This window comes from Streptomyces sp. AC602_WCS936, assembly GCF_019049125.1.
In the GTDB taxonomy this organism is placed as follows: Bacteria; Actinomycetota; Actinomycetes; order Streptomycetales; family Streptomycetaceae; genus Streptomyces.
In genome coordinates, this window is sequence record NZ_JAGMUF010000112.1 from 530,828 (window position 1) to 555,178 (window position 24,351).

General features: G+C 70.4%; 24 protein-coding genes and 2 pseudogenes. 11 read left to right on the plus strand and 15 right to left on the minus strand.

What is annotated here, in order from left to right:
* Positions 1–68: 68 nt before the first annotated feature.
* The 8 genes from KUM03_RS31980 to KUM03_RS32010 form a co-directional block, all read right to left on the minus strand.
* On the minus strand, positions 69–923 hold the full coding sequence (locus KUM03_RS31980) for a hypothetical protein (RefSeq protein WP_217254041.1): 855 nt from the start codon (positions 921–923) through the stop codon (positions 69–71).
* Positions 920–1,564 (minus strand): thymidylate kinase, encoded by a 645-nt coding sequence (locus KUM03_RS31985; protein ID WP_217254042.1) that lies wholly within the window; start codon positions 1,562–1,564, stop codon positions 920–922. Before KUM03_RS31985 ends, KUM03_RS31980 begins: the two co-directional genes overlap by 4 nt.
* On the minus strand, positions 1,561–1,833 hold the full coding sequence (locus KUM03_RS31990) for a phosphopantetheine-binding protein (protein ID WP_217254043.1): 273 nt from the start codon (positions 1,831–1,833) through the stop codon (positions 1,561–1,563). The genes KUM03_RS31985 and KUM03_RS31990 overlap by 4 nt, the downstream gene beginning before the upstream one ends.
* A gap of 67 nt (positions 1,834–1,900) precedes the next feature.
* Entirely contained in the window at positions 1,901–3,073 is a 1,173-nt protein-coding gene (locus tag KUM03_RS31995) for a nucleotidyltransferase family protein (protein WP_217254044.1), read from the minus strand.
* The gene (locus KUM03_RS32000; RefSeq protein ID WP_217254045.1) at positions 3,070–4,704 is read right to left on the minus strand and encodes an amino acid adenylation domain-containing protein; all 1,635 of its coding nucleotides are present in this window, start codon (positions 4,702–4,704) and stop codon (positions 3,070–3,072) included. Before KUM03_RS32000 ends, KUM03_RS31995 begins: the two co-directional genes overlap by 4 nt.
* Positions 4,701–5,756: a 2,3-diaminopropionate biosynthesis protein SbnB gene (gene sbnB, locus KUM03_RS38700; RefSeq protein WP_308406462.1), complete on the minus strand. Its 1,056-nt coding sequence runs from the start codon at positions 5,754–5,756 to the stop codon at positions 4,701–4,703. The genes KUM03_RS32000 and sbnB overlap by 4 nt, the downstream gene beginning before the upstream one ends.
* A complete protein-coding gene (gene sbnA / locus KUM03_RS38705) occupies positions 5,753–6,724 on the minus strand; it encodes a 2,3-diaminopropionate biosynthesis protein SbnA (RefSeq protein ID WP_254400112.1) in 972 nt (323 codons plus the stop codon). The genes sbnB and sbnA overlap by 4 nt, the downstream gene beginning before the upstream one ends.
* A 41-nt stretch (positions 6,725–6,765) precedes the next feature.
* Complete coding sequence (locus KUM03_RS32010) at positions 6,766–7,629, minus strand: isocitrate lyase/phosphoenolpyruvate mutase family protein (protein WP_217254046.1); 864 nt, start codon at positions 7,627–7,629, stop codon at positions 6,766–6,768.
* Positions 7,630–7,905: 276 nt separating this feature from the next.
* On the opposite strand from KUM03_RS32010, the gene KUM03_RS32015 reads away from it, so the two are divergent.
* The 5 genes from KUM03_RS32015 (at position 7,906) to KUM03_RS32035 (ending at position 13,642) form a co-directional block, all read left to right on the plus strand.
* Entirely contained in the window at positions 7,906–8,856 is a 951-nt protein-coding gene (locus KUM03_RS32015; protein ID WP_217254047.1) for an NAD(P)-dependent oxidoreductase, read from the plus strand.
* 2 nt (positions 8,857–8,858) lie between these two features.
* On the plus strand, positions 8,859–10,082 hold the full coding sequence (locus tag KUM03_RS32020) for a zinc-binding dehydrogenase (RefSeq protein WP_254400113.1): 1,224 nt from the start codon (positions 8,859–8,861) through the stop codon (positions 10,080–10,082).
* Positions 10,079–11,215: an N-acetyl-gamma-glutamyl-phosphate reductase gene (argC, locus tag KUM03_RS32025; RefSeq protein WP_217254048.1), complete on the plus strand. Its 1,137-nt coding sequence runs from the start codon at positions 10,079–10,081 to the stop codon at positions 11,213–11,215. The genes KUM03_RS32020 and argC overlap by 4 nt, the downstream gene beginning before the upstream one ends.
* Positions 11,205–12,446 carry a phosphoglycerate kinase gene (gene pgk / locus KUM03_RS32030; RefSeq protein WP_217254049.1) on the plus strand — a complete coding sequence of 414 codons (1,242 nt, stop codon included), beginning with the start codon at positions 11,205–11,207 and terminating at the stop codon, positions 12,444–12,446. The genes argC and pgk overlap by 11 nt, the downstream gene beginning before the upstream one ends.
* A gap of 74 nt (positions 12,447–12,520) precedes the next feature.
* Positions 12,521–13,642, plus strand: coding sequence for an iron-containing alcohol dehydrogenase (locus KUM03_RS32035; protein WP_217254050.1), 1,122 nt, complete (start codon positions 12,521–12,523; stop codon positions 13,640–13,642).
* 47 nt (positions 13,643–13,689) lie between these two features.
* On the opposite strand, the gene KUM03_RS32040 is transcribed toward KUM03_RS32035, so the two are convergent.
* The gene (locus KUM03_RS32040; RefSeq protein ID WP_308406463.1) at positions 13,690–14,193 is read right to left on the minus strand and encodes a DUF402 domain-containing protein; all 504 of its coding nucleotides are present in this window, start codon (positions 14,191–14,193) and stop codon (positions 13,690–13,692) included.
* Positions 14,194–14,365: 172 nt separating this feature from the next.
* On the opposite strand from KUM03_RS32040, the gene KUM03_RS32045 reads away from it, so the two are divergent.
* The 3 genes from KUM03_RS32045 (at position 14,366) to KUM03_RS32055 (ending at position 16,829) form a co-directional block, all read left to right on the plus strand.
* On the plus strand, positions 14,366–14,887 hold the full coding sequence (locus KUM03_RS32045; protein ID WP_217254052.1) for an adenylate cyclase: 522 nt from the start codon (positions 14,366–14,368) through the stop codon (positions 14,885–14,887).
* Between the two features lie 519 nt (positions 14,888–15,406).
* Positions 15,407–15,754 (plus strand): hypothetical protein, encoded by a 348-nt coding sequence (locus KUM03_RS32050; protein ID WP_254400114.1) that lies wholly within the window; start codon positions 15,407–15,409, stop codon positions 15,752–15,754.
* Between the two features lie 235 nt (positions 15,755–15,989).
* On the plus strand, positions 15,990–16,829 hold the full coding sequence (locus KUM03_RS32055; RefSeq protein ID WP_308406464.1) for an NAD(P)H-binding protein: 840 nt from the start codon (positions 15,990–15,992) through the stop codon (positions 16,827–16,829).
* 108 nt (positions 16,830–16,937) lie between these two features.
* Here the strand turns inward: KUM03_RS32055 and KUM03_RS32060 are convergent.
* Together KUM03_RS32060 and KUM03_RS32065 are read right to left on the minus strand one after the other, a co-directional pair.
* Positions 16,938–17,604: pseudogene (locus KUM03_RS32060) on the minus strand (hypothetical protein).
* A gap of 83 nt (positions 17,605–17,687) precedes the next feature.
* Positions 17,688–17,780 (minus strand): annotated as a pseudogene (locus tag KUM03_RS32065) (transposase); the annotation flags it as partial.
* A 47-nt stretch (positions 17,781–17,827) separates the two neighbouring features.
* Here KUM03_RS32065 and KUM03_RS32070 point away from each other — a divergent pair.
* The gene (locus tag KUM03_RS32070) at positions 17,828–18,418 is read left to right on the plus strand and encodes a DUF6461 domain-containing protein (RefSeq protein ID WP_254400115.1); all 591 of its coding nucleotides are present in this window, start codon (positions 17,828–17,830) and stop codon (positions 18,416–18,418) included.
* Positions 18,419–18,437: 19 nt separating this feature from the next.
* Here KUM03_RS32070 and KUM03_RS39105 read toward each other — a convergent pair whose 3' ends face one another.
* Together KUM03_RS39105 and KUM03_RS32080 are read right to left on the minus strand one after the other, a co-directional pair.
* On the minus strand, positions 18,438–18,800 hold the full coding sequence (locus tag KUM03_RS39105) for a hypothetical protein (RefSeq protein ID WP_217254053.1): 363 nt from the start codon (positions 18,798–18,800) through the stop codon (positions 18,438–18,440).
* 302 nt (positions 18,801–19,102) lie between these two features.
* A complete protein-coding gene (locus KUM03_RS32080) occupies positions 19,103–20,026 on the minus strand; it encodes an Imm49 family immunity protein (protein WP_217254054.1) in 924 nt (307 codons plus the stop codon).
* Between the two features lie 601 nt (positions 20,027–20,627).
* Here KUM03_RS32080 and KUM03_RS32085 point away from each other — a divergent pair.
* Positions 20,628–21,332, plus strand: a complete 705-nt coding sequence (locus KUM03_RS32085) for a restriction endonuclease (RefSeq protein ID WP_217254055.1) — start codon at positions 20,628–20,630, stop codon at positions 21,330–21,332.
* Between the two features lie 230 nt (positions 21,333–21,562).
* Here the strand turns inward: KUM03_RS32085 and KUM03_RS32090 are convergent, their stop codons facing one another.
* The gene (locus KUM03_RS32090; RefSeq protein WP_217254056.1) at positions 21,563–22,606 is read right to left on the minus strand and encodes an NAD(P)-dependent alcohol dehydrogenase; all 1,044 of its coding nucleotides are present in this window, start codon (positions 22,604–22,606) and stop codon (positions 21,563–21,565) included.
* Between the two features lie 95 nt (positions 22,607–22,701).
* Here KUM03_RS32090 and KUM03_RS32095 point away from each other — a divergent pair, with 95 nt between their 5' ends.
* Positions 22,702–23,298 (plus strand): TetR/AcrR family transcriptional regulator, encoded by a 597-nt coding sequence (locus KUM03_RS32095; protein ID WP_217254057.1) that lies wholly within the window; start codon positions 22,702–22,704, stop codon positions 23,296–23,298.
* A gap of 180 nt (positions 23,299–23,478) precedes the next feature.
* Here KUM03_RS32095 and KUM03_RS32100 read toward each other — a convergent pair whose 3' ends face one another.
* Positions 23,479–24,240: a metallophosphoesterase gene (locus KUM03_RS32100; protein WP_217254094.1), complete on the minus strand. Its 762-nt coding sequence runs from the start codon at positions 24,238–24,240 to the stop codon at positions 23,479–23,481.
* Between the last annotated feature and the right edge of the window lie 111 nt (positions 24,241–24,351).

Below are 24,351 nucleotides of genomic sequence, written 5' to 3' on the forward strand. Positions count from 1 at the left end.
AGCGGAACAGGGGAAGCGGAACAGGGGAAGAGGGAAGGGGGCGAAGCGGGCACCGGGGCGAGTGGGTGTCAGGCACGCAGAGCCACGGCCGGCGGCCGGGCGATGAGCGTGTGCGCCAGATCGCCGGGCCAGGCGGACATCGGCCAGAACAGATGCCGCAGTCCGGCCGCCTGCCGGTCGCCGCGCATGATGACGCACTCGGCGCCGCGCCGGGCGTGTGCGACGAGGGAGTCGACCTTGCCGCGCATGGCGTCGCTGGTGTCCCAGGGCGCGGTCTCCCACAGCAGGTCGTGGGCGGGGGCGGGGTCGTCGGGGTCGATCCGCGCAAGCACCGGGCCGTCCCTGTCGTCGCCGGTGAGGATGCCTGGTACGTCGGTGAGCGTCACGATGCGGACCGGGCCGAGCGCGTCGTCCACGAACAGACCGGGCACCTGGTCGCTGCCGAAGATCCGCAGCCGTCCGTGCTGCGTGAGGATGCAGTCGCCGGAGAGCACCGGCAGCACACCCGCGGCGAGCATCCGCCGCACCACGGTCAGGTCGGCCACCGGGTGCGGAGCCGTGTCCGTGCACACCGCCGCGACCTGCAGCGGCATCGCCCTCACGCCGAGCGAGCGGAAGGCGCCCACCCAGGCCCACTTCACGGCGAACGTGGCGTGGGTCAGCCCCAGCGTCGCGAAGCCGTCGACGTCGGCGAGGTCCCGTACGGCACCGTGCCCGAGCGCCCCGCCGCCGGAGACGAAGACCACCCGTCCCGGAAAGGTGTCCACCAGGTCGGCGACGAGCCGGGCGAAGTCCCGTACGGCGGCGTGGTCGAGGTGGTCATCGGTGCGCTTGTCGGAGACGAGGCTGCCGCCGACCTTGACCACGAGGGTCCGCGGTTCACCGGACGCGAGCTCGGGCGCCGGACGGTCGTACGGGCTCATCGGGCGTCCGCCGCGAGAGACGAGACGCCGGAGACGACCCGGTCCACGACCGTGTCGAGCGGCTGGCCGGCGTCGAGGACCTGCCAGCCGTAGCGCTGGGCCCAGCCGTCGAGCACGGCCTGAATGTGCTTCTGGTGGAGCAGAAAGCTCTCCCGGGAGCAGGAGTCGTCCATTCCGCACTCGTACGGGACCACGTCACGCCCGGCCTTGCGCTCCCAGGCCTCGGCGGGCTCGACGCGCAGATAGAGGGTCTCGCCGAGCGGCAGCCGCGAGACGACGGTCTCGGCCCACTGGCGGTCGAGACCGTAGACGATCTCGCTGGCCGCGTGCTTCATCCAGTACCCGTCGAGCAGCGTGATGTCCTCGGCGGGCGCGGGGCCGGCCGAGCGGCCCAGAAGCGCGTGCGAGATGGACCACATCAGAAACAGGAACCGGGTGGTGGGCGGCATTTCGGCGACGCAGTGCCGGGTGTCGGGCACATCCGGCTTCATGAACCGCGTGGCCGGATAGGCGGGGTTGTCGACGATGTCCCAGCGGTCCACCCGCGCGATGCTGAGCCCCTGGTCGGTGAGACGCCGGGTGGCCCGCTGCGAGACGGTGGACTTGCCCGCTCCGTCGGTGCCCACGAGAGAGACGATCATGCCGGTGTGCCCGCTTCCGCCCGCGGGCCCGCCGGCAGCAGCCCGGCCACCAGGGACCAGAGCACGGCGGGCGTGGCGAAGGTCTGCTGGCTGAGCCGGTCGTCCGGGATCTCGATGCCGTAGGTCTCCTCCAGACAGACCACGAGCTCCACGACGGCGATGGAGTCGAGGCCGAGGGCGAACAGGTCGTCGTCGGGGAGCATGCTGCGGCCGAAGTCCACGTGGCGGGCCACGAGGGCCTCGAACCGGCTGTCCCAAGGTGTGCTCATGAGTCGTTTCCGATCTCGAAAGTGGATGCTCGAAGGAAGGGGGACACGGGGCGGAGCGCCGAGGGCGTCACTCGTGCGGCACGTTCGAGCGGCCGCTGCCCGCCTTGCGGCCGGTGTCGAAGAGCCGCTCGAGGAAGCCGAGCGCCCAGGTGCCGACCTGGCCGTCGAGGGTGCCGTACTGGTCGAGGTAGCCGGTGTCCCGCGGGCGCAGTGCGTCGAGGACGTCCGTCGGCACCGCTTCGGGGTACAGACGTGCCGTGAAGTGCAGAGAGTAATAGGCGATGGAGCCCGCTCCGTACTCGCCGACGCGGGCGCGGAAGGCTTCCCACTGCGCGGGGCGGAACCCCGCGGCGACCAGGGCGATGTCGAGGAACTTGCTGATCTGCAGATCGACGCTGTCCTCGATGAACCGCAGGCTCGTGGCCTCCTTGTGCAGATGGGAGCACAGGTCGAGGAGCCGGTCCAGCGGGTCGGGCACCCAGGTGGACGCGCCGCACAGGCGGACCGGGTCGGCGCGGACGAGGAGATCGGCGGCCGGGGCCGTGACACCGGACTTCTTCTGGAAGATGTCGTGGCACAGATCGACGTTGAACTCGGGCAGGTCGGGGCGGTGGCCGGCCTTGACGTAGGGCAGCTGGTTGCTGAGGTTCACCTTCCAGAAGATCTGCGTCTTGCGGCTGAACGGCTTCACCTGCTCGCTGTCCTCGGCCAGTTGGCCCTGGGTGTAGCCGAGCCGCTCGAGGACCTCGTGGGCCCGGGGCGCGTCGTCCCGGGCGACCAGCAGATCGAGGTCGTTGATCTTGCGGACGGCCGGGTCCCCGTACGCCGTCTCGGCCAGCGAGAAGCCCTTGCGTACCGCATGCCGGATGCCCGCCTGCGACAGTTCACCGAAGAGCCGGCCGAACTCGTCGGCGAGCGCGAGGTTGCGGTGGCGGTTTCCGACGTACGCGGTGGTGAACACCCAGCCGTACGGGAAGCCCTTCTGCCCGTCCGCGGCGCGGTCGATGCGGTACGTGAACACGTGCCGGCCCACCAGCGGCAGCAGCTTGTGCCGTGCCGCGGCGTCCAGGAACGCGCCCCAGTCGAGGTGCTCGTCCGCGGCGAGCGCCCGCACCTGTGCGAGCCGGGCGGGGTCGAGTTCCAGACGGGCCAGTTGCAGCAGCAGCCGGGCGTGCGGGGGCAGTCCGGTCGCCTCTGTTGCCGCGTCGGTGCGGACCGGCTGCTCCGGAGCGATGGTCATGATGTTCCTTCCTGGTCGACGGCCGCCCGCAGCGCGCGGTGGTCGACCTTTCCGTTGGGGGTCAGCGGCAGGTCCTCCCACTGCCGCCAGCGGCGCGGGACCATGGCGGCGGGCACGGACGCGCGCAGGGTCTCCTGCAGCTCCTCGCTGCCGGCCGGCGAGCGCAGGGCGTAGTGGGCGACCAGCTCGCTGCGTTCGCCGGTCCCGGCCACCGTGACGGCGCAGGCCCGGACCGCGGGGAGGCGGCTGAGCACGGCCTCGATCTCGTCGAGTTCCATGCGGACGCCGGCGACCTTGACCTGGCGGTCGCTGCGGCCCAGGTAGTGCACGAGCCCGTTCTCGAACCGGGCGAGGTCCCCGGTGCGGTAGAGCCGTCCGGTCGCCGATTCCGGGTCGAAGGGGTCGGCGAAGAAGGCCCGGTCGGTGGTCTCCTGGTCGTTGAGGTAGCCGAGGCCCACGCCGGTGCCGCCGACGAACAGCTCGCCGGTCTCGCCGGGTTCGGCGGCGCGCCAGCCCGCGTCGCCCTCGTCCACCAGGAGGTAGAGCGAGGTGTTCGCGATGGGGGCGCCGACCGGCAGCCGAGGCCGCGAGGTGTCCTCGCGGGTCACCGTGTGATGGGTGACGTCGTCCGAGCACTCGGTGGGGCCGTAGGCGTTGACGAGGACGGTGCGCGGCAGGGCGTCCAGGGTGCGGGCCGCCACCGCCGGACGCAGCTCCTCGCCGGTGGAGATCAGGCAGCGCAAGTCCGAGAAGGCCTCGCCGCCGCGGCGCAGCGTCTCGTCGACGATCCAGCCCACGACGGTCGGCACCAGTTCGACGACCGTCGCCCCGGCGGACCGGAGGGCGTTGACGAGGCGGCGCGGGAAGCGCAGCGTCTCGTCGCGTACGACGACCAGACGGCCGCCGGCCATCAGCGGGCAGAGCATCTGCCAGACCGAGATGTCGAAGACGAGCGGCGCCGTGAAGGCGACCACGTCGTCGGCCGTGATCGAGAGGTCCTCGATCTTGGCGCGGAGGTGGTTGACCATGCCCTGGTGCTCGACCGTGGCGCCCTTGGGGCGTCCGGTCGTGCCCGAGGTGAAGATCGTGTAGCGGGCCTCCAGGGACCGGTCCGCCATGGTGCGCGGCGGCGGAGTGCCGCTGCCCGTCGAGGCCGGCAGTTCGAGGAGCTTGACCTGCTCGGCCAGGGCCGCGCGCACGGCGTCCTCGCCACCCGGCTCCCGCGCGTCGTACAGGAACCGAACGGCACGGCTGCGGCCGAGCACATCGCGCACCCGGTCGTGCGGCCACCGCGGATCGACGGGCAGATACGAGGCGCCCAGGCTCTCGAGCGCCAGGAACGCGGCAGGGATGTCAGCGCTGCGCGGTCCGCACACGGCCACGGTGTCCCCGGCACCGACGCCCTGCGCGGCCAGGGCCTCGCGGAGCTCGCCGATGCGGCACAGCAGTGCGCGGTACGTCAGCTGTGTCTCACCGTCGACCACGGCCACCCGGTCGGGTGCGCTCTCCGCGTGCCCTACGACGTGGTCGAGGACGCCGGTGGTCAGGTCGGCCTCGGCGGTCCTGCGCAGGGCGCGGGCCGGTGCCCGTTCCACCGTGCCCGCCACGAGCGGCAGCCGGGCCCGGCTCATCGGTCACCGTCCGCGGGGGCACGATGGCGTTCGACGTCGTGGAAGAAGCCGTCCACGACGGTGACGTCGCCCGCCGAGCGCGCCAGCGCCGCCACGTGCTCGCCGACCGAGAGGTCGAGGACGCCGAGGCCGAATGGGGAGAAGACCACGGTCCGGTCGGTCGGCACCTTCACCTCGCCGTTCAGTACGTCGGCCAGGGTGCCGGCGATGAACTCCCGGCCTCCGGTGGCCTGCTCGGCCAGATGCACCGAGGTGTCGGCCTTCAGGACGTGCTCGACGTCGTCGACGACGTTGAAGCTGTCGAGGATCACCTCGGTGCCCAGGTCGCGCAGCGAGACGTGCAGAACGAGCGGCCGGTGGGCGAACACGTCGGGGTCGGCCAGGTGCGGGGTGGCCGCGGTGGTGGCGAGCACGACCACGTCACAGGCGCGGATCAGATCCTCCGCCGAGTCGTGGACCCGTACGGAGGTGCCCTGCGAGGTCTGCCGCAGATGACCGGCGAAGGCGTCGGCGTACGCGGCGGACAGGTCGAAGACCCCGTACTCCTCGGGCCGCCAGTCGAGCGCCGAGAGGTACTCGTGCAGGTACCGCGCGACGAGACCCGTGCCGATGAAGCCGATCCGGCGCGGGGCGGGGCGGTCGGCGCCGAGGGTGCGCGCGGCCAGAGCGGCCGAGGCCGCGGTGCGCACCGCGCTGATGATCGAGCTCTCCAGGCACGCGTACGGGTAGCCCGTCTGCGGGTCGTTGAGGATCAGGACCGCCGAGGCGCGCGGGATGCCGCGCTCCAGGTTCGTCGGGAAGCTCGCGATCCACTTGATGCCGTCCACCGGGCGCTCGCCGCCGACGGAGGCGGGCAGCGCGATGATGCGGGACGTGGGGCGGTCGGGGAAACGCAGGAAGTACGACGGCGGATTGACGGTCTGCCGGGTGCCGTGGAGCAGATAACTCTGCTCCACGAGGTCGATCACGTCCCGCTGCCTGCCGCGCAGCGCGCGGTGGACCGCCGCTCCCGTGACGACCGAGAAGTCCGGTATCGCTGCCTCAGTGCTCACAGTTGCTCCAAGAGTTCGAGCGGGGCACGGCCGTAGTGCTCGGCCACCCACGCGTCGTGGTAGATCGAGTCGATGTAGCGCTCGCCGAGGTCGGGGGCGATCGCGACGGCGATGTGCGAGGGACCCAGACCACGCCCGCCGAGCCACCGGGCCGCAGCGCTCACGACGGTTCCCGTGGACCCGCCGAACAGCAAGCCCTTGGACGCGAGCCGCCGGCACATCCCCACGGCCTCCGTCTCGGGGACCCGGACGACCTCGTCGAGGAGCGCCTCGTCGATCAGCGGCATGAGTGTGCTCGCGCCGAGTCCGGGGATGTGGCGCGGACCCGGGGTGCCGGAGAAGTTGACGGAGCCCTCGGTGTCGACACCGATGATGCGTACGGCGGGCCGGTGCTCGCGGAAGTAGCGCGCACAGCCCATCAGGGTGCCGCCGGTTCCCGTACCGATGAAGAGCGTGTCCAGGGCGGGGAACCGCTTGGCGATGTGGGCGGCGGTGTTCTCGTAGTGCGAGATCCAGTTGGCCGGGTTCTCGTATTGGTTCAGCCAGACGTACGAGGGGTCCTCGGCGCACTTTCTGCGCACGTACTCCTTGCGGGCGGCCAGATAGCTGCCCTCCGCGTCGGGTTCGTCCACGGTGATCACCTCGGCGCCGAGCGCCCTGATCAGCCGGGCCGTCGAAGGATTGCACTTGGGGTCGGTGACACAGACGAACCTGAGCCCCTTGGCCGCGGCCACGACCGCGAGCGCGACGCCGAGATTGCCGGAGGACGACTCGATCAGCGTGGAGCCGGCGTGGAGGACGCCGTCCCGCTGTGCGGCGGCCACCATCCATACGGCGGGCCGCATCTTGACCGAGCCCGCGAAGTTGAAGCCCTCGCACTTGAGGTACAGGGGGGTGCCGAGCAGATCGCGCAGATCCACGTACACCTCGGTGTCGAGGAGCTCATGAGCCCCGGATATGACGGTCATGGGCGCTGGTCACCTCCTCCCGGTACGCGCGTGACCAGGGCTCACGCGGCGTCGAGCTTCTGCCAGTCGGTCATGCGCTGCAGGTCGAAGATGTCGCGCACGGAGGCGATCCGCGGCTCCAGGGAGGTGGTGTCGCCGTCGGCGTAGATCGTGCGGTAGGACTCCCGCAGCGCGGTCAGGGCGGCGCGCATGCCCTGGTTCGCGTAGATGACCGCCGAGACGCCCGCCTTCCGGATGTCGTCGACGTGCCAGTCCGGGTAGGTGGTCGGCACGATCACCACCGGGGCGCGGTTGTCCCAGCGGTCGAGGAACTCGACCACCTGGTCCTTGGTGGACTTCTTCGAGTGGATGAGGACGGCGTCCGCGCCGGCCAGGGCGTATGCCTTGCAGCGGGCGATCGCCTGGTCGACGTCCTGGCCGCTGATCAGAGCCTCGGTACGGGCGATGACGAAGAACTCGTCGCTGCTCTGGGCGTTCTTGGCGACCTCGATCTTGCGGGTGAAGGCGAGGGTGTCGAGGAGGGTCTGGTCGCCTGCCGCGAAGCTGTTCATCTTCGGGAAGAGCTTGTCCTCCATGCAGACGGCGGTGATTCCGGCGCCCTCGAACTCGTGGACCATGTGCGCCACGTTGTAGTTGCCGCCGTAGCCGGTGTCGCAGTCGGCGACCACCGGGATGTCGAGCGCCTTCTGGATGTTGGCGGCCGCCTCCAGGTACTCCGTCATGCTCAGGATGCTCGCGTCGGGCAGGCAGCGGGACGCGGACACCTCGAAGCTGGAGGACCACACCGCCTGGAACCCCGCCTCCTGGGCGAGTACGCCGCTGAGCGCGTGATGCGCGCCGGCGACACGGACCAGGCCGTGCTCCTCGAGGGTGGACCGGAACGACGGGTAGCTGCGCTGAAGCATGTCAGCCTCTCTGGGGATGATTGACAAGGGTGGCATGTAGATGCCCGAGTAGCGGCAATCCTTCTCGACCGCATCTCCTGCGAGACACCATCGACATCTGCGTGAACGCCTTGTGCGTTAGGGGTTTGCCGCGCCGTTGTGCGCAGAAGCGAGCGTAGATCAGCTTTGGCAATCGAGTCAAACAGTCTGGCAATCTCTTGCCAAGGCGAGTCAATCAATGCAAGATCGTGGTCGTCTCATCGCGCAAGCGGCCCCCAGCAGAACGGACAGCGAGCAATGACAGACCGAGCACGCATCGTCGTACTCGATCCGGTTGACCCGGGCGCCCTGGCCGCCCTCGCCGAACACCACGAGGTCGTGGAAAGGATCCATCCGGACCCGGCCGAACTGCAGGCCCTGGCCGCGGACGCCGATGCCCTCGTCGTGCGCAGCGGCGTGCGTATCACCGGCGATGTCATACGGGCCGGACGGAACCTGAGGGTCATCGCGCGAGCGGGTTCCGGGATCGACAACATCGACGTGACCGCCGCCCGTACGGCGGGAGTCCAGGTGTTCAACGTCCCCGGAGCGTCCGCCGGAGCGGTCGCCGAACTCGCCGTCGGGCTGATGCTCGCCGTCACGCGCAACATCGCACTGGCCGACCGGCAGATCCGCGACGGCGTCTGGGACAAGCCGAACCTCAAGGGCCCCGGTCTCGAAGGCCGTGTCCTCGGCGTGGTCGGACAGGGGCCCATCGGCTCCCGGATCGCCGCACTCGGCCAGGGCTTCGGCATGCGGGTGCTCGCCGCCCTCGCCCGGCCCTCGGCCGAGCGCGACCGTGAGCTGCGCGAACGCGGCGTCGAACGCGTCGGACTCGAAGACCTGCTGCGCACCTGTGACATGGTCTGCCTGGCCGTACCGCTCACCGAGCAGACCCGCGGTCTGGTCGGCGCAGAGCAACTGGCGCTGCTCGGCCCGGACTCCTACCTGGTCGACGTCTCCCGTGGCGGCGTCGTCGACGAGGCCGCCCTGGTGCGCGCGCTGCGCGAGCGGACCATCGCCGGGGCAGGGCTCGACGTGCACGGCCAGGAGAGCGGACGGCCCGAACTCGCCGGCCTCGACAACGTCGTGCTCACGCCGCACATCGGCGCCACCACCACAGACGCGCAGGTCAAGGTCGGCCGGCTCCTCGTCGACGAGCTCACCGCCGCCCTGGCCGGCGGGTCGGCAAGCACGCGGGTGTGCTGAACATGAGCGAGACGACGAACGCCGTGTTCGCCGCGGTGCCGGACGATGTGATGCCGGCCCAGGGGGCGCCGGTCGAGGGCACCCAGGTCGACGCGGGACAAGCCGACGCCGTGCGGTCCGACGCGGGGGCCGACGACGCCCCGGGGCCAAGCGCCGCAACCCCGCGCAGCATGCGCGCCGCCGTCCTCACCGGAGTCGAGACCATCGACCACCGGCGGATCGCCGCCCCCGTGCCGGGCCCCGGCGACCTGCTCGTCCGCGTCCGGGCGACCGGCATCTGCGGTTCCGACCTCGCGGCCTGGCGCGGCACCCACCCGTACAAGACGGCACCCGCCGTCCTCGGCCACGAGTTCTCCGGGGTCGTCGAACACGTCGGCGCGCAGGTCAGCGGCTTCGAGCCCGGCGACCTGGTGTGCTCGGCGGCCTTCTCGCACTGTGACGCGTGCCCCGACTGCCTGCGCGGTGCGGGCCATCTGTGCGCGCACAAGGAGAACCTCAGCCACCTGGACTGGACCGGTTCCTTCGCCGAACTCGTCGTCCTGCGCCCGAACATGACGCACCGGCTGCCCGCCGGGCTCGACCCGGTGGCGGGCGCGCTCGTGGAACCGCTGTCCATCGCTCGGCACGCCATGCGCCGCACCGGTCACGGCGAGGGCCGCAGCGTCCTCGTGCTCGGCTCCGGCACGATCGGTCTGGGCTGTCTGATCGCCGCGAAGCGTCTCGGTTACGGGACGGTGGCCTGCGTCGACCTCGGCCCGGCGAAGGGCGGGGCGGCCCGCCGCGCGGGCGCCGACAGCTATGTGGACGCCGCCGCCACGGACCCGGCCGAGGCCGCTCTGCAGGCCCTGGGCGGACCGGCCGACGTCGTGGTGATCGCGGCCGGGTACCCGGGCGTCACCGACCAGGCGCTCAAGACGGTACGGCCCGGCGGTGACGTCGTGGTGGTCAGCTACTTCGCGGACCGCCACCCCGTCGACCTCAACACCCTGGTCGGCCGTGAGGTGACCGTGCACGGCTCGGCGCTGTCGACGGCCCAGGACTTCGCCGACGTCATCGCCTGGCTCGCGGCCGGCGAGATCGACCCGCTGCCGCTGGCCACCGACCACTTCCCGCTGTCCCGCACGGACGCGGCTCTGCGCCGCATGGCCGACCCGTCCACGCCCACCGGAAAGATCGTGCTCCACCCGGACCCGGCACACCTCGAGAACGGAGCGAAGAACCGATGAGCACCCCCACGAGCGCCCCTGCGGGGGCGGCCACCCCGGGCGCCGGTCTGCGGACGGCGATCATCGGTGGCACCGGATACGCCGGCGGAGAGCTCAGCCGGCTGCTGCTCGACCACCCCGCGGTGGCCGACATCGTCCCCACCGCTCGCGGCGGCGAGGACTTCGAACGCGTCCACCCCAACCTCCTCGGCAGCGGCCTGGCGTTCACCGGCGTCGACACGGTGCTCGACAAGGCGGGCGAGTTCGACGTCGTGTTCCTGTGCACCCCGTCCGGTGAGGCCATGCGCCTCGCGCCCCGACTGCTGGCGGCCGGCACACGCGTGATCGACCTCAGCGCCGACTTCCGCTTCGCCGACCCGAAGGCGTACGAGACGGCTTACGGTGCGCCGCACACCGCACCGGACCTGCTGCCCGAAGCGGTCTACGGTGTCACCGAGTTCCACCGTGAACGGATCGCCCGCGCCCGCCTGGTGGCCAACCCCGGCTGCTATGTCATCACCGCGCTGCTCGGCCTCGACCCGCTGCTGCGCTCCGGTCTCGCCGAGCCGTCCGCACCGCTGCACATCGCCGCGACCAACGGCACTACGGGCGCGGGCGTCAAGCCGCGCACCGAGATCCTGCACGCGGAGGTCTTCGGATCGATGCTGCCGTACAGCCTCCAGGGCCACCGGCACGCGCCCGAGTTGGAGACCCATCTGGCGGACGCGGCCGGCGGGCCGGTCACCGTGGACCTGAGCACGGCCCACGGCAACTTCGCCCGGGGGATCTACATCCAGGCGAGCGTGCGCATCAGGCACGAGTCGCGCGAGCGCGTATCGCGTGCGCTGCTGCTCGACCGGTACCGCGAGCGGTACGGGGCCGGCAAGGACGGCGAGTTCTTCGTCCGGATCAACGACCAGGGCGCGGAAGGCGGTCCGACCGACAAGGACTACCGCCGCTACCCGAGCCTCGCCGGCGTCACCGGCTCCAACTTCTGCCACATCGGCGTCGACCACGACCCCCGCCGCGGCGTCGCCAAGGTCGTCGCCGTCACCGACAACCTCGTCAAGGGCGCGGCCGGTTCGGCGATTCAGAACATGAACGTGATGCTCGGCCTCGACGAGACCACCGGACTGCGCACCCATGGCCTGTGACACTCTGTCCGCGGCCGACCCGTCCGCGGCCGACCCGTCCGCGGCCGACCCGTTCGCGGACGTCCCGCGCCTGAGCCGGCGCGCCGTGGCCCCGGGGGAGCGCTGGATCTACTCGGCGGGCTTCAACGTGGACCCCGAGCTCAAAAGTACGGGCCGTATCGACACCGAAGTGCCCGAACTGGCCCGGCTCCGCGCCGCGGGCGCCCGTGTCGCGGTCCTGTCCCATCAGGGCAGCCACCGCGACCAAAGCGCCGGCTCTCTCGCGCACGTCGCGGCGTATCTCGGCCGTCAGCTGGGCGGTCCGGTGGGCTACTGCCCGGACAACGCCGGCGACGAGGCCGCCGAGACGGCGGCCCGGATGCGGCCGGGCGGCATCGTGGTGTTCGGCAACACCCGCCGGCACCCGGGTGAGGAGCAGGGCGCTCCCGCTCTGGCCCGCCGATTCGCCGGGCTCGGCGAACGGGTCGCGGTGGGCGGGTTCTCCAAGGCGCACCGCGCGCACGCCTCCAACACCGGACTCATCGGCCTGCTTCCGGGATACGCGACGGACAGCCTGATGTCCGAGGCCGCGTTCCTCGGCCCATGGGCCCGCACCGCGCCCGGCCGCCGCTCGGCCGCGCTGCTCGGCGGCCGCAAGCCGGAGAAGACCCTGGTCGGCCTCGCCCACGCGGTGGACGGCCACGACCTGGTCATCCCGGGCGGCGTCGTCCTCAACACCCTTCTGCGCGCGCTCGGTCACGACATCGGCGACTCGGAACTCGGCAGCAGACCCGACGCCTGCCTCACGGCCGCTCGCCGCGCACTGGACCGTACGGACGCGGCCGGGCTGCACATCCCCGAGACCGTGTGGGTGGCGCCGGCCGGTGCGGGCGTCGGCGCGCCGGCCCGGCCCGTCGCCCCGGCCGACGGAGTGCCACCGGGGTACGCCATCGTCGACTTCACGGTGCGTCCCTGGGCTCTGGACCGGCTCGCTGCCTCGGACAGCGCCGTACTCGCCGGCACGCCTTGCCGCTACCTGGACGGCCACCGGCGCGCGGCCGACGCCCTGCTCGCCGCGCTGCCCGACGGCGGTCGCTCGCTGCTGCTCGGCGGGGACACAGTCGCCGAACTCCCGTGGAGCGGACCGACGTCCACGGGCGGCGGCTCCGCCCTGGAACTGCTGGCCACCGGGACGTGCGCCGTGTTCGAAGCACTCCGGGCGCAGGCCATGGGCGCGGCAGCCGGTCCGTAGGCGGTGTCCGCAGACCGTCCGAACAGCCCACTTCCCTTCCCTGTTCCTTGCCCACGACCTTTGAGGAATCGACGATGAAGCTGGACCCGGCTCTGCCCACCCGCGTGGAGTTCGGCCGCGGTGGCCTCGACCGCATCGGCCCCCTGGCCCGCGACCACGGCAGTCACGCCCTGGTGGTCACCGGCCGGACCGCGGCGCGCACCCACGGCTTTCTGGCCCGTGCGCTCGACTCCCTGCACGCCGCGGGACTGCGGGCCACACTCTACGAAGCGGTGTCGGCCAATCCGCGCTCCGACGAGGTCGACGAGGGCGCGGCGCTGGCCCGGCACACCGGCTGTGACGTCGTCGTGGCGATCGGCGGCGGCAGCGCGCTCGACGCCGCCAAGTGCATGGCCGTGACGGCCCGCTCGGGCGGCAGCGTGCGCGACCTCGTCGGGGTGACCCTCGACAGCGGCACCCCAGTGCTTCCGCTCCTCGCGGTGCCCACGACGGCGGGAAGCGGCTCGGAGGTCACCAAGGGCGCGATCATCACCGACACCGTGCGGGGCTTCCGCTCCGGTGTGCGAGGCGAGGCCCTGTTCCCGAAGGTGGCCGTGGTGGACCCGGACCTGGTGGCCACCCTGCCGCGCGGGGTGCTCGCCGAGACCGCGTTCGACGCGTTCGCGCACGCCGTGGAGGGCTGTGTGTCACGGCAGGCCACAGCGGCCAGCCGGGACCGCGCCCACCAGGCGGTCGAGCTGATCACGGAGAGCCTGCCGCCCCTGCTCAAGGGCGAGGACTCGCCCGCGGCACGGGAAGCGCTGTCCCGCGCGGCCGTGCTCGGCGGTCTCAACGTGGCCACCGCCAGCACCTGTCTGCCGCACCGGCTGCAGCAGGCGATGGGCTCGCTGCGGGGCCTCGGCATCTCGCACGGCCGGGGGCTCGCGGTGATTTACCCGAGCTGGCTGCGGCACACCGAACCGCTGGCCGCCGAGGAGTTCGCCGCCGTCGCCGAACGGCTCGGCGGCGGCACGATCCACGAGGCGACCCAGCGGCTGCTCGAATCGGCGGGGCTCGGCTCGAGGCTGCGCGACTGGGGTGTGGACAAGCAGGACCTCGACGCGCTCGTCCAGGGGGTCAGCGGCAATCTCGCCAACGACCCGGCACCGGACATCGATGCGGCGTATCTGCATGCCCTGTACGCCGAGTCGTTCTGACCGGACGCCAGGGCTCCCCGGGCGCTTCGGGGGCCGGTCCGGGCGCCTCAGCCCGTGAGTGCCACAGCGGCCGGCACTTCCGGCACCGCCGGCGGCTGCCAGTCGCGCCACTGCTCCCACCAGCAGTTCCCCCGCTCGACGAGGGACACGACCTCGTCGGCGGTGGCGCGCACGGCCTCGGCCTCACCGGGCGCGAAGCCGCTCTGGCGGACCCGCTCTTCGAAGTGGTCCACGTCCTTCCAGGTGTAGCCGGAACCGTCGGCCGCGATCACCAGGTCGAGCTCCTGGTCGAGGGTGTCGAAGCCGAGCTCCGTACGCCGCATCGGGTGCTGGAAGTTCACGTACCAGTCCGCGAGCCTTCCGTCCCGCCAACGGGCCCAGACAGCATAACCGTCCCCCGCACGCTGCAATTGGAGTACGCCTTCGGACTGCCAGAAGTGGTCGAAACGCACCCAGGGGTGCAGCCCCCATGTGAAGGAGCCGCCGCCGAAGGTCAGCGGGGTGCCTTGCGCGAGATACGCGGCCAGCGTGACGCCGTCGTCAGCGACCACTCGCAGGGGATACGACAACCACTCACGTCCGTCCAGGATTTCGCGCCGGACGATGACCTGACCTGGGGCAAAGCGAGGCTCCATAGCCACCCACCCTAGCCGTCGGCCGAACACGGCCCGGCACCGCCCACCGCACAGCCACCAACAGAAAGCACTAACGAAGGGACCCGAAATGCCCAAGGAGATCGAGCGCAAGTTCCTCGTCGCCGCCAATCGCGTGCCGAGCAGCGGAGGAACACGCATTCTGCAGGGATATCTGGCCGTCGCGCCCGACGGCGGAGAGGTGCGCCTGCGCCAGTACGGCACCGCCTGCACCCTGACCACCAAGTTGGGCTCCGGCCTCGTCCGCGAGGAGTGGGAGATCGAGCTGTCCACCGAGGACTTCCGTGCCATGTGGCCCGAGACGGAGGGCGCCCGGGTCGTCAAGACACGCCATCCCGTACGGCTGGACGGTCAGGGAGTCCACGAGGCCGTACTGGACGTCTACGAGGGCGCGCTGGACGGACTGCGGGTCCTGGAAGTCGAGTTCACCAGCGCTGAGCAGGCGCTGCGGTTCGAGCCACCCGCCTGGTTCGGCATGGAGGTCACCGGGCGGAGCCAGTACGCCAACCGCAACCTGGCCCGCACGACGGCCGAGGAAGCTCTGCTCCTGATCCCGTCGGCGCCTGAGCTGCGCTTCGCGCCGCTCAGTTGAGGAGGCCTTGGTCCATGGCGATCGACAGCTGGCGAGATGCGGCCGCCTGGCTCTTGCCGAGAGCCGAGGCTTGCGGGCGTCGGCGCGGCGACGGTACGGGTGCGGACACGGAGCCTCGTACGGAAGCACGCGCTGAAGCCACCCCCGATGCTGCCGAAAGGGCCGTCGCACCGGTGAGATCGGCCGGCGCGTGGTCTCGGAGGCGGCGACAGGGAGCGCAAGGAGGCTGAGGGCCCGCAGGTGGCCACCGGCAGGGACAGTCCGGCGGGCCCCGGTGCCGTCGGCTGTCCGGTGGTTGTGCGAGCGGACCGCGCCCGAGTATGTCGCGGGGCCGTCGGGGCCGTCGTAAGCAGGGCGAGTACGAAGGAAGATCACTCCTCTGGCACGGCGAAGGCCGACGGCGCATCCCCGCTCCAGGGGGCGGGGCTCGCCGGTGACACAGGGGTCCCGCGGCCGGTGCCCAGAGTGGCGACGGCGGAACGGAAGACGGGCACGTTCTCGCTGGTCATCTCGTAGGCGATGATCTTGTGCCAGCTGGGGTCCCTCGCAGCCGAGGCTGAGCCGCGTTGGTCGGCACCCGAAGCCCCCGCGTTCGTCGGCGTCGACATGCACGGCAACGTCACCGGAGGCATGGTCCCCGACTCCGTCACCCGGGCCGTGAAGCGCATCAGCGCTCGCGCCGGGGTCCCGCTTGCCTGGACCGGCCACTCCCTCCGCATCGGCCTCGCCACGACCGCCCGCCGCAGGGGCAAGGACGCCGTGGCCATCGCCGACCAGGGCGGATGGGCCCGGCACTCCCGCTCCATGAACGGCTACTTCCAGCGGGTCGACGGCTGGGAGGACAACGCCACCGCCGGGCTCACCTGACCACCGGACGGCGACCAGGAGGCCGTCCGTGGCACGACCAGGGTCACGCCCCGCCGGCCCGGGAACCGTGAGGGTGACGGACCGCGGCGGAGAGGCCGCGGCGAAGCATCCAACAGGTGGTGGTCGTTGTGACGGCCCTGTGGCCGAGGGATGATTTCGGTCGCAGCCTGGTCGGCGGCCGTGCCTTGGTGATGTGGCCGAGTGCGTACAGTCCTCCCACGTGCCGTGGTGGTCCGTGGTCGAGTACCTGCAAGCGCAACTCGGCGTCGAGGACGCCGACAGCCACCATGGCGAAGCGGAGAGCCGCGTTGCGCTGGTCGAGCCGGACCAGTGCGGTGGCTGGCCCGACACGGTCCACGTCGTGGAAGGGTCCATCACCCGGCCGCTGGAGTGTGTCCGAGCTTTCGACGGTGTCGAGGCCGTGTTCCTCGCCGGTGCTCATCCGTCGACGGTCCAGGACGCCCTCACTCTGGCGCGAAACGCCCCCGCCCGTAGAGTCGTTCTGTTGTCGTCTCACGGGCCGGAGCACGAAGAGGCGAATCCGCCGGAGACCTGGTTCTGGCTGGCGATCGAGAAGGCGGTGGAGCACTCGGGCATCGCCTGGACGCACATCCGGCCGTCGGCTGTGATGGGTGCCGTCGTCGAGGGCACCTACCCGGCGACAGGGTCGGACTGGCCTGACACCATCCGCGCCGACGGGGTGGTCCGGGAGGCTTTCCTCGACCAGGGCCACTACCCCTTCATCCACGAGCAGGACCTCGCCGCCGTCGTGGCCGCGGCACTGATCAGCGACGATTACACCGGGACGCTCGTCGAGGCTGTGGGCCCGCCGCTGAGTACGCGTTCACGGATACAGAGCATCGCCACCGCTCTCGGCCGCGATATCGGCATGGTCGATCTGGCGGCGGACGAGAGCCGGGCGATGTGGCGCCGTCGTGGCTGGCCGGACGGCGCGATCGACGCGCCGCCAGCGGCCGTCCGTGCAGGACATCATCGGCCGCCCACTGCGCACTTACCCCTCCACTGTTCAAGGTCGTTGACACATGACGTCGCCCCGAACCGGAAATCTCAGTAGCAACTGGACCCGTCATGCCGCCGGTGATCACCTAAGGTCACCATCCGGCTGGTCTCCCCGGCAGGCCGATCACAGTTGAGCAGGCGCTCTCACTGAGACGCGCAGCAGTCAGGGCGACTCTCGGTCCGGCCGCGGATAGCCGATTTCGGATATGTCCTGGGCCAGGTCCGCCAGGGTGACCTCTGCGTTCAGCGACGAAACGAGTTCCTGGTCCAGCGGCCGCAGGGCATACACATTGTTCACTGCGGCCAGGTCCACAGGGACCTCGTAGTGGTCCTCGGCGAAGCACTGGATCGCTTCCGGAGAACGGTCGATCAGGAGATCGAACAGTCCAGTCGTCCCGTCAGGATCGGCGCGGCCCGCGGGAAAGTCGATCCTCCCGTGGCACCACTGATCGTCGGTCGCCCTCCGCCACAAACAGGCTGTTCCGACGGGCACGCCGTCCTCGTCGGTGAACGCCGGCTCCTCCACGAAGGGCCTGAAGACCTCAGGGACTTGGTCAATCACTCCTGGCCAAGGCTCGCCGTCGTTGCCATATGGGCTCATCGGCGACTCGTGGCTGAAGCTGCGGACATAGACCCCGGCTGCCGAGAACACTATGGAGTACTCGTCCCCTGCCCCGTTACGCATCGAGGCCATCTCCTCGCCTTCAGCCCAAGTAGTACCTGCTTTCCCAGTCCGGGCTCAGGATCGCGTCGAGCATCGCAAGCGATCGGCACAGGTCCCGAAGGTCAGCGATGGCGGGAAACTGGCGGGCTACGTCATGGACAGTCACGGGCTCATCCAACCGGATCCTCTGACATCAGCTCCGTCCCCGGTCGGACGTCCCGGTCAGTATCCGTTCCAGAGCCGGAGGGGCCCACCCCGCCGGGTCGCCGGAGCGAGGCCCGCGTAGGAGGCCAGGTGGGCGACGGTGGGGAAGCTGCTGCCGTCGCCGATGGTGGCCTCAAGACGGCAGTCGCGGAGGTGTGTCGGTGTTGTGTGGCAGCATCCACGGCATGACAAGTACAGGGACAGACCGCGGACTGGATTTGTTTCGAAAGGGCGACTTCCCCATATACACGCTGACCTTCGTGCGGGGTCTGCCCCCTGCGGAGCTGCTCACCCGCATGGGGGTGGATCCGGAGACCCTTGCGCTTCGCGACGCCGTAGACCTGGCAGACGACTTGGGTGACGAGCTTCTCGACGACGAGGAGCCCGTCGTCACCAGTGGCATCGACGGCTCGTGGACGTGGGCATGGGAGCAGGGCGGCGTGCATGGACTCGATGAGAGGATTTTGGGTCGCGTCTCCGTAGGCACGGAAGCCGTGGTGCTCCACTACAACGAGAAGCCGATGCACTGGTTGAAGTACGCGGTGGGCGGCGAGATCATCGTCGACTTCCACACCCTCCAGGCGATCGAACCGACCGGGCAGGACCCGGCAAGACTTGATGACGTCATGAGGCCCCTCGGGCTCATCCCTGGCCAGGTCGCGCCCCTGCACAGCGTCCTCGCACTGGTGGAGAACGCTTTTGACATCCGCCTGCGGCAACCCGACGACGTAGACGACGAGCGTTCGAGCGGCAGGTTGCTTCCCCTGCCGAGCTGAAAGCCTCAAGCGGCGGCCTTCAGCGCACCGGCGCTTGGGCGAGGTCATCGACGTTGGTGCAGGCGGCATCGAGCTGTCTGAGCAAGGCGATGGCCTGACGGCCCATGGCCTGCTCGACCTGCGGGGACTGGCGCGTCTGCGGGGCGCGCAGTGCGTCTCGGAGCCGCTCCGCTTCCGTCTCGATGCCGCGCTGGCGGCTGGCCTTCTTCAGCAGCGAACGCAGCTGGGTGCGGGTGAGCTTGGCCGCCTTCCGGCATTGTCGCTGCCGGCCGCACCGCCAAAGGCGAGCTGTACGTCCTGAAGGCGAGCTGTACGTCTTCGAGGAAAAGTCCGGACGACACAGCGCCAACAGTTGGGGCATGGAAGCCTGCCAGCTCGCCATCGACCTGGGCGCCGACGGCCTGGTCGCCGAACCAACTCCGGTGGCGGCACGACCTGCCAGGCCCTCATCCAGGCCAGCTGTATGAGCAGACCGGGTGCGCTGTCGAAGCCCTCGCCCTCCACGACGTAGGCCTCGTTCCACCACCGGATCGGCGCCGAGTAGACGGACACGTCCTTCACGTACAGGGCGACCCACCCGATGGCTTCCGGCGCTTTCTGGGGCCTGAACAGGGCATCAGGCACGCAGGGCACACGAGGGAAGTCCCTTCACGGCCCGGTGTCCCGCACTGGGTGACCGCTTCGTCAGTGGTGCGGGGTGCGCAGTAGGGAGTCGGGCAGGTAGGCGGACCGGATGCCCAGCTGCCATCCGTGCGCGAGGGAGGCGAGCGCGGCCACTGCGGCGGCCCCGACCGGCAGCAGGGTGCGGGGCGCCGGGCCGGGACCCACGCCCGCGCGGTGCTCCAGGAGCCTTTCGGCCAGGGCCTGCTCGAAGACGGGCTGGTCGTCGTCGAGCAGGACGCGCAGCAGCCGCTGGTCCGCGTCCAGGACGCCGGCCTCATCGAGCCGTTCGGCGGCGCGGGCCCGCGCTTCGGTGTCGGGCTTGGCCACCGGGACGTGGCCGGGAAAGGCGCCGGGATAACGCCCGTGCACGATGGTCAGGTATTCGCACAGCGCGTCCATCTCGGCGAGGTCGGCCCGGGTGGAGACCGACTCCCTCATCGAGTAGGGCACTCCGTCGCGGATGGCGGGAGCGTAGTCCTCGTGCAGCAGCGGGCCGATGACCCGGCTGCGCTCCCACACGAGGCCGCTGATCAGGCACAGGTTGAAGGCCTCGACCCAGGTCTGGGCGGTGGTGGCCGGGGACGTCGGTTCCCAGGTCTCTTCGTTGCGCATTTCTTCGCTGGTGAGCGTCTCGTCGAGGAGGGGGAGAGGAATCTTCCAGTCGCCGTCGGGGAAGCAGCCCAGGTCCAGCTCTCCAAGGGCGCACTCTGCCGCGGTGAGCAGAACCTCACGCGATCCAGTCGTGTCCAGCGCGGGATCTTCCAGGGTGCGTGCGGCGGCGAGGTCGAGGAGGTCGCCGCCCATTTCCCGCAGCCCCTGGCGCAGTGGACGGCCGTTGTGGCGCATGTCGGACCAGTGGTCGATGGCCCGGCGCATCCCGCGCTGGAGGGTGTCGTCCATCTGCTCTTCGGCGACGTCGTGGCGTGCCACGTCCTTGATCGTCATGCCCGCATCCTGTCAGCAGGCACTGACAGAGCAGGCACTTTCGTCAGCTCGTCACGGTCCTGGCCGGTCCTGGTGACGACGGCGATGCGCGGTGGACGGCTTCCGTGAAGTGGTGCTCCCGTCGGTGGTTCGCTTCTTTGAGGGCCCGAGAGCAGAACGGGCGTTCCTGAGGGCAGTCACCCGCTACGGCTTGCAGCGGTTCACGTCTTCCCTGACCTGGCCTGTTCTCTCCTTCCTTGATCACCTCGGATACTGATGTGCTGACGCATTGTCAGTGGCTCCTGCCAGCATGGGTGGTTGTGCGGGGGAGTGGCTATGAGGGGGAGGCTTGTATGCCTTTGGTGCGGTCGTACGTGCGCTCTGACGGGACACCGGTACGCAGTCATTGGCGGTGGGCTCCGGGCGCCAAACGGGAGACGATGATCTTCGGTGTGGTGGCGTTAGCCGTGGTGGGGCTGGGCAACGGCAACGTCTCGGCTGGGAGTGGGGAGACTCCGCGGCCGAAGACCACGGTCCAGTACCCGATCCGGTTCGACGACGTCCCCACCGCGCGGGCGCCACAGCCTCGGCCCACGGTGTCGTACCCGATCCGGTGGGAACGGTGACCCGGCGGCGGCGGCCGCCGGCGAGGCGGCGTACGAGGCGGCCCGGCCGGAGGCAGCAGCAGCGGGACGCGCAACTGGTCGTCTTCGCCGTGGCGGCGGCGGCCGGTATCGGGCTGGTGGTGATGGTGGTCAACTGGCTGCTGGCGCACTGGTGGGTGCTCGTCGTGGTCCTGGCGCTTGCTGTGCTGGCGGGCGCCGGCTGGTTCTACGACCGGCGGCAGCGGGCCCGGTGGGAGGCGGTGCGGGCGCAGGGCCTGCGGTACGGGCTGCCGCAGCTGGACGGGCTGCACCACACACGGTTCGAGGACGCGATACGGGACCTGATGCGGCGGGACGGCTGCCGGGACGCCCAGCGGGTCGGCGGACGTGGCGACCTGGGCGCGGACGTGAAGGCCACGGACCCGTTCGGGCGGCGCTGGGTGATCCAGTGCAAGCACCGCCGCAACGGTGCCCAGGGCTCGGCGGTGGGCACGCCGGACCTGCAGGTGCTCAACGGGACGGCCCGCCAGGTGCACGGCGCGGACGTCGCGGTGATCGTGACGAACGGCCGGGTGACCGGACCGGCGGTGACGTTCGCCAAGCAGCAGCGGCTGCACGTCGTCGACCGCCAGACGCTGGCCGTGTGGGCGTCCGGTTCACGTCCGCTGTGGGAGCTGCTGCGGGCGGTGCCACCTCCGCGCCGCCCGACGTCTTTGAGCTGAGGGCGCGGCTTGTTCGGCCTGTGGTGGGCTGGTGGCTTGACGGAAGTCATGGCTGGTCCTGACGACGCTCGTTGAAAGCGACCACTCCCTGCTCGAGGGTGCCCCCGGACCTGCTCGATGGGTCTGCCCACCCATGCGGCACCTGTCCTGTGTCCGGGCGGGCCTCTGTCCTGTGTCCGAGCGGGCCTCGTGGTTGTCGCCGGGCACTGTTGGACAAGCCGGACTGTCGGTCAGTCGAGGTCGGACATGTCGAGTACGAAGCGGTAGCGGACGTCGTTGCGCTCCAGGCGTTCGAGAGCCCTGTTCACCTGGGACGACGGCAGCAGTTCGATGTCGGCGGTGATGCCGTGTTCAGCGCAGAAGCGCAGCATGGCGGCGGTGGACGGGCGGCCGCCACTGCCGGCGGAGCTGAGCTTCTTGCGGCCGATGAGCAGGTCCATGGTTTCCACGGTGACCGGTCCGAGGTGGCCGAGGTGGCTGAGGGTGCCGTCCATGGCGACCACACGCAAGTAAGGAACCAGGTCGTGAGGGGCGGAGATGGTGTCGATGACCACATCGAACTGGTCGCGGACCGCTTCCATCTGCCTGGGGTCGGTGGACACGACGAACCCCTGCGCCCCCAGGCGGCGCGCTTCGTCAGCCTTGTCCAGGGCCCGGCTGATGACGGAGGTCGTGGCGCCGAGCGCGGTCGCCATCTTGACCGCGAGGTGCCCCAGGCCGCCCAGTCCGGCCACGGCGACGGTACTGCCTGGGCCCACTCCGAGCGCCTGCAGCGGCTCCCATACGGTGACGCCGGCGCAGAGCAGGGGGGCTGTGGCGGCCGCGTCGAGGCCCGCAGGGAGGTGGTAGGCGAACTGATTGCTCACGACGTACTCGCGTGAGTACCCGCCCAGCGTGGTCGACCCGTCCTGTCGGTCGGCTCCGCCGTAGGTCAGTGTCGGGAACTCACGGCAGAAGTTCTCCTGGCCGGCCTGGCACGTGCGGCACGTGCCGCACGAGTCGACGATGTTGCCGACGGCCACGGGATCGCCCGGGAAGAAGTCGGAAACCGCGCTGCCGACCTCGGTCACCACGCCTGTGAACTCATGCCCGGGTACCAGCACGCCGTTCGCGTCGCTCGTGTGCCCCTGCAGAGCGTGGAGGTCTGTGTGGCAGACGCCGCAGTACTCGACGCATACCGCGATGTCGTCCGGGCGCAGGTCCCGGCGCTCCAGCACCGCGCGGCGCAGAGTTCGCGTAGCGCTGTCCGCCTGCCATCCGGTCGTTGAACGCATCACCATCTCCTCAGACAGACTGTTCGGTCTGCCTAACGGTAGACACAGACGAGCCGAGAAACAAACAGACAAGTCTGTCTGTTAGAGTGTGGAGTATGCCTGACCAGCCATCCAGCAGCCGCGGAGCCGCGACGTATCAGCGCATCGTCGACGCCGCCACCCGGGAATTCGCCGAGTACGGCATCGCCGGCGCACGCATCGAGCGGATCATCGCCGCCGCACGCACCAACAAGGCGCAGCTCTACGGCTACTTCGGCAACAAGGAACAGCTCTTCGACGCGATCTTCTTCGCCTCACTGGAGCGGATCACCAATGTCGTCCCCATCGACGCCGAGGACCTCGCCGACTGGGCGGTGCGCCTCTACGACGAGTACCTCAGCCGCCCCGATCTGATCCGGCTCGCGACCTGGGCGCGCCTGGAGCGGCGCCCGACCGGGCATCTCGTGGCGGACCACGACCACTACGACGACCGCAAACTGCGCGCCATCGCCAAGGCGCAGGCCGCCGGGCGCATCAGACAGGGAGACCCCTTCGACGTGATGGCCATGGTCATCGCCATGTCCATGGCCTGGTCGCCGGTGAGCAACGTCTACGCCGCATCCGCCCAGGAGCCCGCGAGCGTGCACGACCAGCGGCGCACCCTGCTCCGAAACTGCGTGAGCCGCGCCGTCGCCCCGGACCGGGGAGCCTGAGCACACAAACGACGGATCGGTTCGACTTGCGCACCCCACGAGCGGGCGGCCCCGGCTTTCACCTGCGAGGCGCTCGCCTTCGCTCCCCACTCGGTTGAGAGGCGAAGCGAGTGGGGCGACGACGAGTGGGGCGACGAGTAGGTCCGGCCGATTCTGGAGATCCTCGTCAGGGAGCGGCTGTCACGGGTTGTGGTCGCGTCCGTCCCGCGGGGCGAAGGCTGCGAGGGCGTCGGCGTCGGTCGCGCGAGCGTGCAGGAAGTAGTCGGCCCACTCGGCGATTTCGGGGTAGGACGATTCTTGGCTGAGCTGGGTGACGGCGGCCTCGATGTCGAAGTTCGTGGTACGGAGTTCGATGCCCGGGCCCAGGAGGGCCCAATGGGCTCCGGTTCGTCCGTAGGGCATGCCGATGCTGCCGGGGTTGATCACGAGTCGGCCGTGGGCGAGGCGGACGAACGGCATGTGGGTGTGGCCGCAGACCACGGTGCGGATGTCGGTATCGAGTCCGTCGAAGACTTCCTTCCAGCGGTCGAGACGGGAGTCGACCAGAACGATCTCCTCGTCGTCGCCAGGGGTGGCATGGCAGAACAGCACGTTTCCCAAGCCGTTCACGGAAAGGCAGAGGGACCGGGGCAACGAGCCGAGAAGGTCGAGATGGTCGTCGCGAAGCTGTGTGGTTGCCCAGGGAGCGATCGGATCGGGGATCGTGTCGCGCTGCCCCCGGCGGTATTCGAGGAGTTCTCGGTCGGCGTTGCCGCTGATCCAGATGACGCGGTCGCCGAGGCCGGTCAGCAGGTCGAGAACCTGAGTCGGTTGTGGACCGGCGGTGATGTCGCCGGTGAGCACGATGTGGTCGGCGGTGCTGACGTCTGGTTCGGCGAGCACCGCCTCCAGAGCCGGCAGGACTCCGTGGATGTCGGACAGGACGGCTACTCGGTTCGGCATGGTCACACTGTGGGGAGAAGACAGCCGAGTGGTGAGATCTTTCGCCCGGCGCGTAGTCCAAGGGTTGGCCGTTCAGCGTGTGTGGTCGCCGGTTACGTGGTTCTTCCAGGG